Genomic DNA, 13,006 nt, shown 5'->3' with positions numbered 1-13,006 from the left:
AGACTCATCGTGAACCTACTCTCGAATCGTGATGAAGTCGCGGATGAATACACCGACGAACGGCAACATGACGACCGTCGCGAGCGCCATCGATACCGTTGGGGTGACGACTGGGAGCAGCGCGACGCTACAGACGATCATTTGCGACCCGGCGAGCTGGCGTCGATGCCCGCTCTCGGGGAGCGAGCCGATAGTCCCACCACGGTGGCGGTGGAGCCAGGTACCGACCACGAATAGGGGACGGGCGAAGCCGACCGCGAGATACCAGACCGGGAGCACGCCGTAGGCGTAGCCGAGGAGACCGGCGACCAACAGCCCGAGGCCATCGAACTCTCGGTCCAGTTTTGCCCCCAGTAGCGTCGGCTGGCCGCTCCAGCGTGCGAGCCGTCCATCGACCCAATCCAGGGCAACTGCGAGCCCGTAGATGCCCGCAGGGAGCCACGCTTCGGGTCCCGTCGGCTGTGGAATGAGAATGAAGCCCGCGACCGCCGCGATGGCGATGCCACGCAGCAGTGTCGCAGCTGTGCCCGCACCGAGACTTTCGAATAGCTGGTCGGTGTTTGAGCGTCGATTGCGGCCGATGTGTCGCCATAGAAGCCATAGCTCGTAAGTGAGCACGAATCCGGTGAGCCCCAGCCATTGGATGCCGTGAATCGGTTGCCACCACTCGCTCAGCACGACCCACCCAGCAACCGCGATGCCAACCGCAATGCACGCCACATAGAACCACTGTGTGCGGAGCCGCCCCCGTGCGTGAGTCTCGCGTCGAGCCAACAGCTGATTTTTATCCACTGGCTTCACTACGTGAACTACATTTCCCATCGCAAACATATAGCCCCTGAGACTGCCCCCATTTCTTCCCCAAGTTTGGGGCATTGGCTGCCGTTCTATCAGAGATACTTAACAGAACGCTATATGTCACAAAATGATAATCACGAGGCACCTTCAGTGGGTTCGGTTCTCCGCGTTCACACTTACTTTCGCGCCCCCAACTACTGCTCGTCTCTCTATCCGCACAGAGATCTTTTTGGACACCCTCATTCGAACATCCCATCCGAGCTCCCGTTGATGATGACCTTCTCGCCATAAGAGCGAAAATTTTTGCCTGCACTCAGCAGGAGGAACTCGCGAACTGCTGATACAGAAGTCCGATCAACCTCTATTGGTGAGCATCGGCTACCGATAAAGGTGCCCTCACGTCTCTCCGACTTTCGTGCAACTTCACCCTCGGCCCTCTGAATGCATAGAAGTACTTGGTGACCGTTCCGAACGCTGATTCTACGACTGCCTGACCCAGTTTGCTGGGATCGAGACTTACAGATTCGGTGGACACAAACCGAATAGCATGGAAAACGACCAGCGCGACGCCGCCATCACCCATCTTATCGACCGAATCTACCGTGATGCCAGGGAGTCCTACGCTCTCGCGGCCTACGTTGAGTGGGCCGGCGCGGGTGGCCATCCGAGCGACGTTTTCGATCCTGATGGGCGGGGCTACGTCGCCGATGGCCTCTGCTATCTGCTGACCAGTGCGCTCTGCGCACGGCTGGCTGGCCACGACGACCGCGGGGGCAACCTTGCTCACCAAGCGCAGCTCGTCGCCACGGACCAACGCGATCACGTCCGTGACCATCCCGTCGAACGAGCTGTATTCTCCGAGTTCGTTGGCGATGCACTCGTCATCGCAGATTCTGAGAAGGCGGGAAGTGCCTACGACGAGGCAGCCGCGGCGTACGAGGCTGCCGCGCCCAACGATCCGGTCGACTGGGCTACCCAGCCGCCGCTCGCGGCGGCGACGGAACTCCTGCTCCACTGCTCACGAAACACCTCACAAGCAGTTGAGTGGGACGACCTTCATGGGGCGAACCCGGCCGACGAGGAATACCTCGCCCACCGTGCCCGTTATAAGAAGCGGGTCTTCCCGATGGTGGTGGAATCGGTACTCGAAACGGGCATCCTCCACCCACCGCGGGGGACGACCGAACACCGTAGTGATGACTGGCAGTGTCCCGATTGTGGAACCAACGAAGTCAATTGGACCGGAGGAGAGGTGGTTTGCCTCGACTGTAGTGCCCGCATGGACTCCCTATGAATCAGAGCGTTCTTGTGACAGGCTGTTGCTAATACGAGCGAAGCGTGGTCGGACTTGACCTGACACTGCTCCAGATCCTACTCTTCTCTAAAAACCATACCGTGCAGCTTCGCTATCCCATCACATCGCCTGTAGGACGCAAGTAGAACATGCTCGGAACTTGCGTACTCTCGTCTATACAACCGGACGCTGATAGGACAAAGATCGTTTCGTGAATGATGATATCGATTTCGTCGCTAGCGTCTTGGAGCCCGTTATCTTTGTTGCGCCCTTAGCGAGGAGCCAGACGAGAACTACGAGATCATCCTACCGGTGATTGGAGAACAAAGGACGAGTAAAACGAGTGAGCTTCAATGTACCATACGATGAGCATTTCATTATCTCTGAGCTGGACGACATACTACTCTCTTAGGTACTGATGGCTACTCACGACTCACTATTGGCAAGTCTGTTCGCGCCAAAACTCCTCGATTTGGTCCCCTGAATGTCGTGCTTGTTCGGTGAGGAGATACACAGCACCATATTCAGGGCCGCTGGCTCGGATAAGTCCGTGGTCGACAAGCACGTCGAGATGATGTCTGACCGTTTTGTATGCCATTCCCAGTACTCCAGCGAGACGGTTTGCGTTTCGTGGCCGTTTACTTAGCGAATGGAGAATGCGTGCTCGACTGGTCCCACCCTCAGTTTTAACCAGTACCTCTTCAAGAACGTCAATCATCCGTGGTATCGTTCATTCACAAAAATTCCGAGCAATAAATAACCCCGCCATAACGTCAATCCTAGTTTGCCTGACGTCATGATAGTAGATGCTCAGAACCCATCGGCCAATCATTGTGAGACAGCTCTGGATAGTGGGAGGCGCCCAAAAGGAGTACCTTCTGGACACTCCTTAGAGACAGACAATTCTCCTTTTCTACTCCGGAATATAGACCTAGAGAGTTAGATGCTAATTCAATCGAATAGAGTTAATTGATAGACAACTGAAAAGGCTAATTCAGAGAATCCAGAGTGGTCCTTAATTTTCTAGTCCGTTGGTTCTGTGCTGAGAGATTCCGATTCCTGACATAGTTCACTACCCTTTGAACTCGTACCCCATCGGAAGAGGACAGCCCCGAGAGCGGTGACAGTACCAAGTATCGTAAATGGAATAACGTATCCACCGGTCACGCTGTGAAGCACGCTGATGGCGAGCGGTGCGAAGAATGCAACACCTCCTGTAGCGATGTTGAGCAAGCCAACAGTCGCAGTTGCGTTCTCGTGTCCAAAGCGAGTGAGGACGATCGGCGACCAGAGCGAGGCAAGAGGTCCAAGAGCGACGCCAAAGCCGAACAAAACGATATAGACTGGAACGCTTGAGTGGGCAAATGGGAGTACAAAGGAACATAAACTGGCGAGACTGACACTCGCAAGGAAGGTTCCGCGCCGGCCGACGCGATCTCCAACGAACCCACCCCCGACACGGGTAAAGACACTCACACCGCCGATGATACTGAGCCCAGCGGCAGCAACCCCGACATTGATTCCGCTCGCCGTGAGGATATCGACGAGATATGAAGAGAGGACGTAATACCAACTGAAAGCAAGAGCAAACCCGGTTGCGGTACTAAGAAACTTCGAACTACTGAGTCGTAAGCGGAGCCATGTAGCATCTACCGTAACTGCATTCTGAGAGGTACTTGGAGGCCGACGATAGACGAGACTTGACGTCAGCACGACAATGATAGCTGCGCCAACGACGACGGCGAAAGCAGTTCGAAATCCGGTCCGAGCGAGAAGCCAGAGCCACACGAGCGGGAGTACGAGTGGGCCAAGACCAACACCAGTCATTGTGAGGCTCGTTGCGAGACCTTGGTTAGCGTCGAACCACTGTGGGGGTAGTGAGACGACGACGGTGAAAGCAGTGCCACCTGCAATCCCGAGAAGCACGAATGCGACAACAACACCCAAGTATGAATCAACGACTTGGATGAGGGTGGCGGCGGCAGCGAGACCGACGCTGGTAGCTACGAGAACAGGCCGAAGCGGAAATCGAGCAGCAAACACACCGAAAAGACCGCCAACCCCGAGGAAAAACACGGTCATGATCGAGAAGACCGACGAAACTTGCAATGCAGAGAGAGCGAAGGTAGCGGCAAGTCGATCGGCATAGACGGTGAACGTGAAAGCGGCTCCCCAGATGGTCGTGAGGATGCATATGCCTAATCCAACGATCAGCCATCCTCGTGTGGAGTCGAGGGCTTCCTCTCGCTTATTAGACATCTCAGTTGCCGTCACTGCGTATTGCCTCTGAGAGGGCGATAGTGCGTCGTGCCTCTATCAGCCTTGCACCCAGCAGGTAAAAAGTACGTTGTAGCCATGTTCTTTTCAACTAAGTCTAGAAAATCAAAGCGTTTGACTCTGATGGCATACCGAAAGCGCGCTTAAGTACTCGTGGAGAAGCTGAGGGTGTTCGTTGACTTACTCGCTCTCCAAATTTTGTCACGAATTTGTTCTTTTACGTTTGACAACCACAATTAGGTGCCGGAATCACGTGGCATGACTTTCATCGTGGCTGACCGGGCACGCTCACTGATCATAGAATCGAGGTACGAACTGTCTTCGTACTTACCTCGGTAGGCATCATCGATACGATCGTTGATCGAGCCATCAACCTGTTCGAAGGTAACTTCCTTCGTCATGCCAGCGGCTTCAATTCGGCCCGCATTCTCTCGTACTGCAGCCTGATACCAACTGGAGTCCTGCCCGTTGTAGGCACGCACGTAGAGGGCGTCATCGACCCGAACAGACCAGATCCACGTTGGAGTGCCGTAGGTTTCACCGTCCTCACGGAACGGCGCAATATGCAGGTCGTTGGATTCGGCGATCTCGCTCAGTTCATCTTCTAACCATGTACTCATTATTGTTTTCTTCGGAAGTTAGCAGCGATATAGTCGGATTGCGGTACAACTATAGTTTGTATTAGCTCAATTGTCCGACGATGGGCCGTACTCCTCGTCGGTGACGTGCTCCAGCCACGTAACGGCCTCGCCATCCTCCTGTTCTTGAATTGCGATGTGTGTCATACCTTTGTCCGGGGACGCCCCGTGCCAGTGTTTCTCCTCGGGCGGGAACCAGACTACATCACCCGCCCGAATCCGTTTGATCTCGCCGCCCTCACGCTGTACGAGACCACATCCGCTCGTCACGACCAACCGTTGGCCAAGTGGGTGAGTGTGCCATGCGGTGCGAGCGCTCGGCTCGAACGTGACGCTGGCCGCTGCTGTGCGGGCCTCACCTTCTGGGTCAAATAGGGGATCGATCCGAGTATCGCCTGTGAAGTACTCGCCCGGTCCTTCGGCAGAGGGTTGCGAACAGCCGTTTGTGATATCCATTTATTGTACCCTGTCAGAAGTATGGCGACGTATCGCTTAGAACTAATGCTGTCTGAAATGGGCTTTTAAGTAGACTCTAGTTCATTCTATCCGAAGATATTCCACAATGCAGAGCAGATGATGGCCCGGATCGTAGATGAACTCCGCTACTCACTGTGGATGGTCTACAGAAGCAACTGAACTCCTAAGGGTTTCCTGTGCTTTGAGGACCCCAACTCATAAGCTCGATTACGGTTGGACCTGGTCAAGCGGTCGGATCAGAACTTCATTGATATCTACGCGCTCGGGCTGGGTGACGACGAACGTGATCGTTCGCGCGATATCCTCTGGTGCAAGTGCGTCCATCGACCCGACGTGTTCCTTGACACCCGCTTGGACCTCATCGTCCGGGATATGGTCGAGCAATTCAGTATCGACTGCACCCGGTTCGATGGTGGCGACGTGAATTCCCTTCTCGGCAATGTCGAGCCGGAGTGAATCACCGAACATCTTGACACCGGCTTTCGTCGCGTTATAGTGGGAGCTGTTCGCCTGGAGGAATCGGCCCACAACAGATGAGAGGTTCACGATGTGGCCACTCTCCTGTTCAACCATCGTCGGGACGACTGCATGGGTGAGCTTGATGAGCCCGCTAAGATTCACATCGATGGTCGTCTGAAGCGTCTCTCTATCTGCCTCTGCGATATGTGCGAGCGGCATAAGGCCGGCGTTGTTCACGAGAATATCGATGCGACCGTACTCATCAACCGTCGTTTCGACAAGATTATCGATATCATTGTCATCTGTAATATCGGTCGTGACGACGAGTGCGTCGCCATCGTTATCCTCAATACGAGCTTTGAGATCCGTGAGTTCGTCTTCTCGCCGAGCAGCGAGTACGACACTGGCCCCACGTGATGCAAGTGATTCCGCCGTCGCGTCCCCGATCCCGGACGACGCCCCGGTGACAATCGCAACCTGTCCATCCAGCTCTGAGCCGAATTCCGTTGACATCAACTAAACGAAAACCCGCCATGGGCTTCGGACTTGTGCTATTCAGAAAGCCTCTTTAAGTACGATTGCCGCTAAGTCATCCGTCAGAAGTTATTCCGAGAGAGCCTTTACTTCCGGTTGTGAGCCAAGTGCAGAAGTGAGCAGTTGGCGCTCACCACGGCGGAGAAGGCTCGACATAGATGGTTGTGAGATACCCATCTCCTCGGCGAGTTCCTCAGTGCTGACCTGACGCGGACTTTCGTAGTATCCCTGACTGATTGCCAATTGTAGAGCTTCTTGTTGTCGCTCGGTCAGGCCGTATCGAGAGGATCCATTGTTCTGAGGAGGGTTCTGTGATATCGAGACTAATTCGACTTCGATCCCATAGCTTTCACAACGAGTTCGCATCCCATTGAAGGCATTATAGTTTTGAAATATCTTCTTTTCGTACCAGCCGTCGGGCGTGACGATCGTCGGCTCAACCTGGCTCGCAGTGAACCGCTCAGGGGCGAACGCATCCGAGACGACATCCGCCAGTTTGAGGGTGACCTGATAGACATCCTTGCCGCTTGCTCGCCCGAGTGGGGTTACATCGACAATTTCATCGAAAGCTGCAAGCTCATCTTCGGAGACATCGTCGTCCGGGTTGAGATAGACAACGAATACTCGAGCTGTTCGTTCGCGACAAAGTCCGTGAACGCATTCAATTTGGTTTGAGGGAATGGATTGAGCGAGAGTGACAAGGGGAAGTGAGGGCGAACGAATGACGAATTCTGTGGTGATTGTCATGGAGATCGATATGCTCTCTTCAGGCTTAATCCTCCGGGCTTCTTAGCCGCTCATACTCACATTCCCGAAAAATAAACAAGATGTTTCATCGAGATAACTCTCACTAATCCCTCTACTCCCTGAATGTACATGTCTATATTTATTGATAGTCAATCAGCAACCATGGAGAAAGCACCAAAACAGCTCCTGTTTGCGTTCCATTCAATGAAATGCTTCATCTACCACTTGTCGACCCAGTGCTCGGAGTGCATTTACGGAGTCCATGGATAGCTGGTCATGCCCCCAGTCCGCACTAATCGAAACCTGCATTGGCAGTACCAAGGCATTGATAGTCGTACAAACGGTTCGGAGATGCTCCAAAGCGAGAGCAGGTCCACGTCCCTCAGTCACACCAATCAAACCAACGGGCTTATCATCGAAGTCTTTAGAACTACAATAATCCATTGCGTTCTTCAATTGAGCTGAGTAGGAGTCATGTTGGATCGAAGTGGCAAGCACCAAAGCATCGGCTCGCGAAATCTGGCGTACAACGCTATCTATTTCCTCCGACGCTAGTTGGTCGGGATTATATGGTGGCAGCGCTAGCTCGGCGAGGTCAAGGATATTTGTCTCAGCTCCTGTGTTCTCTGCCTCCGTCAATACCTCTCCAATTGCGCGGGTAGCAACCCCACGCTGTTCGATGGCGCCCTGAACGGCAATCACGTTCGGCTGTTTATCTGTCTCAACCGAGAAAGCCATGCGCGTCGTGTGGCGATCGCGTGTCATAGGCTGATTTTCTATTTTGATGATGTCTCGATTTGGACACAATCCACTGATTCAGACTCTGTCTGAACCATCCCCCAGTCTTTATCCTTTCTTTGATTAAGAATTCTACGACGCGATTTCATTCCAGTCATTCCAGCTATGTCTATTGGCAAAGAGCAGTATAAGCCTTCTCTGTACGAAAATACAGCTACAGCGTTCCTCTGCAGGACTTATTTTCCGATAGGGATACCTTGTTCTCCTCTCTGTTGATTCTCCATTAGGACTACAATGGGGGAGCTATCCAGTGAACTCTCACTTCTATTACCAATAGGTTTACCACGATATCAGCACTATGTATTATATGACCCAGTTCGGTCATAATGTGGACTCCGAACCCGCAACCGACTCAACGGCTGAGGTAGGTACTCAGTCCACATCTAAGCGAGGGTCTGTAAGGGGAAAACATACTAAAGAGAGAATGCTTCCCGCGGAAGCATTCGCACTTCTAGGAAATGATACCCGAATCGGTATTTTACAGGCCTTACGGGACGCAAACGCCGATAAAACGCCTGTAGGATTCACCGAACTGTTTGAACAGGTCGAAATAGCGGATACGGCTAATTTTAATTATCATCTGCAAAAGCTCACCGACCACTTCATTAAGGGAACTGAAGACGGCTACGAGTTCCGTCACCCTGGTAGAAAAGTCGTCAGCTCGATATTTGCGGGAACGCTTACCGACCGTGCTGAACTTGGATTCTTCTCAGTTGACGGCTCTTGCCACGCATGTGAGGGAGATCTGCATGGTTGGTACATTGATGAACTCCTCACGATTGCTTGTGTTGATTGTTCAACAATCCTTGTGAGATATCCCTTTCCTCCGGGCGGGCTTGATGAGCGAACATCCGAAGAACTACTACAGGCGTTTCATCATTATGTTCGTCATCATTACTGCATGGCCGCCGATGGGGTATGTCCAGAATGCACAGGAACCGTCGAAACGACGCTGGTCTACGACCCAGCCAACGACAGCAACTTTGACGTAACGGTCGATCACACCTGTCAGCGGTGTGGGTATGACCTCCAGTCGGGTGTGGGTGTCAACCTCCTCGATAATGCCGAAGTACTCCTGTTTCATTCTGAGCGCGGTATCGATCTGAGCACGGAGCCGTTCTGGCACTTCGAATGGTGTGTGAGTGATGCCCGAACGACGGTCCTCTCTGAGGACCCGCTACGCATCCGTGTCAACATTCCGTGTGCAGGGGACGAATTACATGTTGTGCTTGACGAAACCCTCTCGGTAACTGAAACAGCAAGACAAGAACAACTGCCGTCTTGAGAGGAGTTCGTCTTATTCGGAATCGACCGTCTCCGACCACCGTGGATATCCATACTCCTCAGCAGTACGCCAGATCGAGGGGGGCAGAAGCTCGTCAGGCCACTCGTCTCGCTTCAAGGAGTAGATGCTCTCGATCGATATCTCAACACAAGCGGCATAACCGCCAGTAACAGAAAATCGGTAGCGAAAGAGTCGGTCGGTCGTATCCGTTGCAACTACTTTCACCTGTGGACGGCCGTTAACTAGCACAACACGGCTCGAAATGGGTTCAAGCGTGCCTGCTGGTGAAACCGCCTGCTCTCCACAGCGAGGACATTGACTGGGATGCGGATCAGTACCAACGTAGCTGTATTCGTGGTCACAATTATAACAGAGAACCGGTCTCTTCGTTGTAGGCGTTTGTAAGTTCATGATCTGTGGTGATCTCTGATGTCGAATAGCTACCTGTTCGGGAAAATCCGCTGTAAGCGTTTTCTGTACACGAATACGGTAATGAGTTCGATATCATCACCCGTTCGTCGGATAGTTTCTATCTTTCAATGCTACTGAGGGGTGTGGAAGTTCGAACGAGTCCTCGCTTTCTGTCTCCCTGGGGACAGTAGTTTCTCAGCGGCAAGACCTTCTTCATTCTCCCCCCCATTACCATTGAGCCGAATAATACTCTATGGATGCTCCTCATTTTCGTAGCGGTCCGACAGCAACTCAGCCCCAAGCGTTCTGCCACTGAATTAACGCTCCACTTAAGCGTGTGAGCGGGATTTCACTGCCGAAATCTATCAAATATACTACTATAAACGCATTCAGCAAGAACTCAATATGACTCATCGCTAGATAAACAAGCGTATGATAGACCAACCGGCGTTTCTGCGGAGGATTGGTGCAGTAGAACGATGACTGAATCAGATGATTTCCGGGAGGTGATGGGGGAGTTCGCTACCGGGGTTACTGTGGTAACGTTCCCGAGTGACCCACCCCATGGTATCACGGTCAACGCCTTTGCCAGCCTCTCAATGGACCCGCCCTTGGTACTTATCTGTCTCGACCACGGTACCAATGCACATCGGTTACTCACGAATGAGGACTGCAAGAGTTACTGTGTAAATATTCTCACGAAGTCGCAACGTCATCTTGGTGAGTACTTCGCAGGAATGACCGATGCTTCTACTGAACCATTTGTCGAGGAGAAAATCCATACCGGAATGACAGCAGCACCCATATTCAATGAGTCACTTGCGTATATCGACTGTACACTCTACAACGAGTTTGAGGCTGGTGACCACACGATATATGCGGGGAAAGTTGAACAGGCGGAAATCCTCCAAAGAGATGGTGAACCGCTCGTCTTCTACGAAGGTCAGTGGGGAACAGTCGCATGACAATAGCCACCGACCACGACGTACTGGTCATCGGGAGCGGCCCCGCGGGACTGTCGGCCGGCATCTTCACCGGCCGTGCAGGACTCGATACGCTGATCGTTAACGATGGGAATTCGATCCTCCAGCGCAACGCGCATCTCGAAAACTATCCGGGATTCCCCGCCGGCGTCAATAGCCGCCTCCTCTTGGAGATGATGGACGACCAAGCAGAACGCGCCGGCTGCCAGCGCCACGAAGCCCACATCGAGACGCTTGAACGGACTGACGGCGGATTCGTCGCCGAGGTAGAGTCGGGCAAAACGTTCACCACCACGTACGTCGTCGCCGCGACGAGGAACACGGTCGATTTTCTTGAGGGGGTCGAGGGGGTCGAGTTCATCGAGCGGGGAAAGACGTTCCTCAAGACCGACGACCGTGGACGGACCGGTGTACCGGGCCTGTATGCTGCAGGGCGGCTCGCCCTCCAACCTTACCAGACGATAATCGTCGCCGGCCACGGCGCGTCGGTGGGGGTCGCAGTGGTCGAGGATTCGGACGTCCCCTTCTACCACGACTGGGTTGCGCCCGAGGGGTACTTCACCGGCCGCGGCCGCGAGGTGCCACCGGGGTGTGAGGAGATCGATTCGGCGGAGCGTGAGCGCCGAGAGACCGAATCCCTCGAACGCATGCGCAAGTACTTCGCCGAACGACACCCCGACGAACCGATCCAGCACCCGAGCGTGCGCGAGGAGTGAGCGGGAAGCCGCGGACCGAAATTCCATCCTCCCACGGACCACATGTTCGGTGGGTCACTGACTCGTCAACCGGGTGATTGGGAGTGTTCATAGTCAGATGTTGGAACGGGAGTAGACGACAAAGACGTGCTTCCAGCGAGCGCTGTCGACAACATCTCGATAGGCTACAAAACACGAATCGATCTGGTTCGGGCACTCGGTGAGGACCGACCGTGAGTTGGTATTTCGAGACGACGCACGCCACGCGTCGTCACGTACGGCGATGTAACCAAAACAACAACAATGCGCTACAGAGAGCGCTTTTGGGTTTCCCAAGCGACATCCCTCGATATGATGTCGAACCATGACACACAGGACCCGGTTCTCATCGAACAGGTCGCGGCTGAGAAGGGGCGGACCCTCCTCGAAAGCAAGGGCAGAAACGAAGAGACGGCAGGCCTCCGTATTTCCGTACAAAACGGTGGCTGTGAGGGGCTGTCGTACAACTTGGACCTCGATAACGGACCCGCGGAGGACGACCTCGTTAGTGAGAACTATGGATTGCGGGTCTTCGTCGACTCCCAGAGCCTCAAGTATCTACGAGGGTCCGTGCTATCGTACAACGTCGAGCTACAGAACACTGGATTCGACGTGCAGAACCCGAACGTCGAATCGGAGTGTGGTTGCGGGAACTCGTTCACCGTTCAATAGTCGGACAAGGTGAGCACATCGCTACTGTACTGAGGTGGACCCACTACAGGGTATTTCAGACACTATCTGCATGAGGACCGGATCCTAAACGATGTCCGAGGGAAGCACAATGGGTCTGCTCGCGGCGTCCCTCTCGGGGCGATCGGATGCCCAATGGGCCCGGACGGCAGCTCCCTACGTAGATGGGGCACTGCTCGGGGGCGTAGCCATAGATGCAAAAGCCCGCGCCGCAGCACGTGAAAGCATCGAGGACCGCAACCGAAACGAGTTTCTCCCGAGCGATCCGGTCGCATTCATCGACCAGCAGCTCGAACAGCTTGCTGACGTCCCCCCCTATCCCGGGGTCAACGTCCGAACGACGACGATCGAGCCTCTGCAGAATGTTGCAGATGTGTGTGCGGACCACGATGCGATCCTCGAAGTGAACGCGCACTGCCGGCAACGAGAACTCTGTGCTGCTGGCTGTGGAGAGGTCCTTCTCGCGGATACCGAGCGTTTGACCACGTTCGTCGAATCCGCCGCGGTGACTGATGCAGCCGTTAGCGTGAAAGTGCGGGCCGAAGTCCCCGATGTCGACCTCGTCGAGACGGCGAAAGGAGTGGAAGCTGCCGGAGCCGAGATGATCCACATCGATGCGATGGACTCGGAGACGGTCGTGAGCGACGTGGCAGCCGAAACCGACCTCTTTGTCGTCGCCAACAACGGCGTTCGAGGTCGGGAAACGGTCCGAGAGTATTTCGATTACGGCGCAGATGCAGTTAGTGTTGGACGGCCGAGCACCATACCACGGGTACTGCAGCGGGTGCGGAACGCCGTCGACGAGTGGGGATCGGAGCAGGAGTGAGCCGACTACTGTGCGCTCGAGGACCACCATCCGATTGGAGTCCTCCTCAACGAAC

The 13,006-nt window shown here is 54.2% G+C and carries 13 protein-coding genes and 1 pseudogene; 6 read left to right on the top strand and 8 right to left on the bottom strand.

Annotated features, from left to right (window positions below):
* Positions 1-15: 15 nt before the first annotated feature.
* Positions 16-678 (bottom strand): CDP-alcohol phosphatidyltransferase family protein, encoded by a 663-nt coding sequence (locus D3261_RS03765; RefSeq protein WP_233553870.1) that lies wholly within the window; start codon positions 676-678, stop codon positions 16-18.
* A 667-nt stretch (positions 679-1,345) separates the two neighbouring features.
* Between D3261_RS03765 and D3261_RS03760 the strand changes: the two genes are divergently transcribed.
* Positions 1,346-2,092: a hypothetical protein gene (locus D3261_RS03760; protein WP_120069090.1), complete on the top strand. Its 747-nt coding sequence runs from the start codon at positions 1,346-1,348 to the stop codon at positions 2,090-2,092.
* A 436-nt stretch (positions 2,093-2,528) separates the two neighbouring features.
* Here D3261_RS03760 and D3261_RS03755 read toward each other — a convergent pair whose 3' ends face one another.
* The 7 genes and pseudogenes from D3261_RS03755 to D3261_RS03725 form a co-directional block, all read right to left on the bottom strand.
* Complete coding sequence (locus D3261_RS03755; RefSeq protein ID WP_120069087.1) at positions 2,529-2,810, bottom strand: winged helix-turn-helix domain-containing protein; 282 nt, start codon at positions 2,808-2,810, stop codon at positions 2,529-2,531.
* A 305-nt stretch (positions 2,811-3,115) separates the two neighbouring features.
* Entirely contained in the window at positions 3,116-4,366 is a 1,251-nt protein-coding gene (locus D3261_RS03750) for a nitrate/nitrite transporter (RefSeq protein ID WP_147464917.1), read from the bottom strand.
* A 239-nt stretch (positions 4,367-4,605) separates the two neighbouring features.
* Positions 4,606-4,989: a DUF2255 family protein gene (locus D3261_RS03745; RefSeq protein WP_120069082.1), complete on the bottom strand. Its 384-nt coding sequence runs from the start codon at positions 4,987-4,989 to the stop codon at positions 4,606-4,608.
* 168 nt (positions 4,990-5,157) lie between these two features.
* Positions 5,158-5,463: pseudogene (locus tag D3261_RS20605) on the bottom strand (cupin domain-containing protein); the annotation flags it as partial.
* Between the two features lie 228 nt (positions 5,464-5,691).
* The gene (locus D3261_RS03735) at positions 5,692-6,456 is read right to left on the bottom strand and encodes an SDR family oxidoreductase (protein ID WP_120069076.1); all 765 of its coding nucleotides are present in this window, start codon (positions 6,454-6,456) and stop codon (positions 5,692-5,694) included.
* 90 nt (positions 6,457-6,546) lie between these two features.
* Positions 6,547-7,224, bottom strand: coding sequence for a helix-turn-helix domain-containing protein (locus tag D3261_RS03730; protein WP_120069073.1), 678 nt, complete (start codon positions 7,222-7,224; stop codon positions 6,547-6,549).
* A 201-nt stretch (positions 7,225-7,425) separates the two neighbouring features.
* Positions 7,426-7,989, bottom strand: coding sequence for an NADPH-dependent FMN reductase (locus D3261_RS03725; RefSeq protein ID WP_120069070.1), 564 nt, complete (start codon positions 7,987-7,989; stop codon positions 7,426-7,428).
* A gap of 340 nt (positions 7,990-8,329) precedes the next feature.
* Between D3261_RS03725 and D3261_RS03720 the strand changes: the two genes are divergently transcribed.
* The 5 genes from D3261_RS03720 to D3261_RS03700 all read left to right on the top strand — a co-directional run bounded on the left by D3261_RS03720 (position 8,330) and on the right by D3261_RS03700 (position 12,951).
* Positions 8,330-9,307: a helix-turn-helix domain-containing protein gene (locus tag D3261_RS03720; RefSeq protein ID WP_120069258.1), complete on the top strand. Its 978-nt coding sequence runs from the start codon at positions 8,330-8,332 to the stop codon at positions 9,305-9,307.
* Between the two features lie 890 nt (positions 9,308-10,197).
* Positions 10,198-10,683 carry a flavin reductase family protein gene (locus D3261_RS03715; protein ID WP_120069067.1) on the top strand — a complete coding sequence of 162 codons (486 nt, stop codon included), beginning with the start codon at positions 10,198-10,200 and terminating at the stop codon, positions 10,681-10,683.
* On the top strand, positions 10,680-11,417 hold the full coding sequence (locus D3261_RS03710; RefSeq protein WP_120069064.1) for an NAD(P)/FAD-dependent oxidoreductase: 738 nt from the start codon (positions 10,680-10,682) through the stop codon (positions 11,415-11,417). Before D3261_RS03715 ends, D3261_RS03710 begins: the two co-directional genes overlap by 4 nt.
* A 330-nt stretch (positions 11,418-11,747) precedes the next feature.
* The gene (locus tag D3261_RS03705) at positions 11,748-12,107 is read left to right on the top strand and encodes an iron-sulfur cluster assembly accessory protein (RefSeq protein WP_120069061.1); all 360 of its coding nucleotides are present in this window, start codon (positions 11,748-11,750) and stop codon (positions 12,105-12,107) included.
* Positions 12,108-12,216: 109 nt separating this feature from the next.
* The gene (locus tag D3261_RS03700; protein WP_120069058.1) at positions 12,217-12,951 is read left to right on the top strand and encodes a tRNA-dihydrouridine synthase; all 735 of its coding nucleotides are present in this window, start codon (positions 12,217-12,219) and stop codon (positions 12,949-12,951) included.
* The last annotated feature ends 55 nt before the right edge of the window (positions 12,952-13,006 follow it).

It is taken from the genome of Halococcus sp. IIIV-5B (genome assembly GCF_003602035.1).
Lineage (GTDB): Archaea > Halobacteriota > Halobacteria > Halobacteriales > Halococcaceae > Halococcus > Halococcus salsus.
The sequence above is the reverse complement of the archived record's forward strand: the minus strand, read 5'-3'. Positions and strand labels throughout refer to the sequence as shown.

Bases quoted from the DNA above. Each gene is read 5' to 3' on its own strand.
- D3261_RS03760 (WP_120069090.1), top strand. From the start codon at position 1,346: ATGGAAAACGACCAGCGCGACGCCGCCATCACCCATCTTATCGACCGA.
- D3261_RS03755 (WP_120069087.1), bottom strand. From the start codon at position 2,810: ATGATTGACGTTCTTGAAGAGGTACTGGTTAAAACTGAGGGTGGGACC.
- D3261_RS03745 (WP_120069082.1), bottom strand. From the start codon at position 4,989: ATGAGTACATGGTTAGAAGATGAACTGAGCGAGATCGCCGAATCCAAC.
- D3261_RS03735 (WP_120069076.1), bottom strand. From the start codon at position 6,456: ATGTCAACGGAATTCGGCTCAGAGCTGGATGGACAGGTTGCGATTGTC.
- D3261_RS03730 (WP_120069073.1), bottom strand. From the start codon at position 7,224: ATGACAATCACCACAGAATTCGTCATTCGTTCGCCCTCACTTCCCCTT.
- D3261_RS03725 (WP_120069070.1), bottom strand. From the start codon at position 7,989: ATGACACGCGATCGCCACACGACGCGCATGGCTTTCTCGGTTGAGACA.
- D3261_RS03720 (WP_120069258.1), top strand. From the start codon at position 8,330: ATGACCCAGTTCGGTCATAATGTGGACTCCGAACCCGCAACCGACTCA.
- D3261_RS03715 (WP_120069067.1), top strand. From the start codon at position 10,198: ATGACTGAATCAGATGATTTCCGGGAGGTGATGGGGGAGTTCGCTACC.
- D3261_RS03710 (WP_120069064.1), top strand. From the start codon at position 10,680: ATGACAATAGCCACCGACCACGACGTACTGGTCATCGGGAGCGGCCCC.
- D3261_RS03705 (WP_120069061.1), top strand. From the start codon at position 11,748: ATGATGTCGAACCATGACACACAGGACCCGGTTCTCATCGAACAGGTC.
- D3261_RS03700 (WP_120069058.1), top strand. From the start codon at position 12,217: ATGGGTCTGCTCGCGGCGTCCCTCTCGGGGCGATCGGATGCCCAATGG.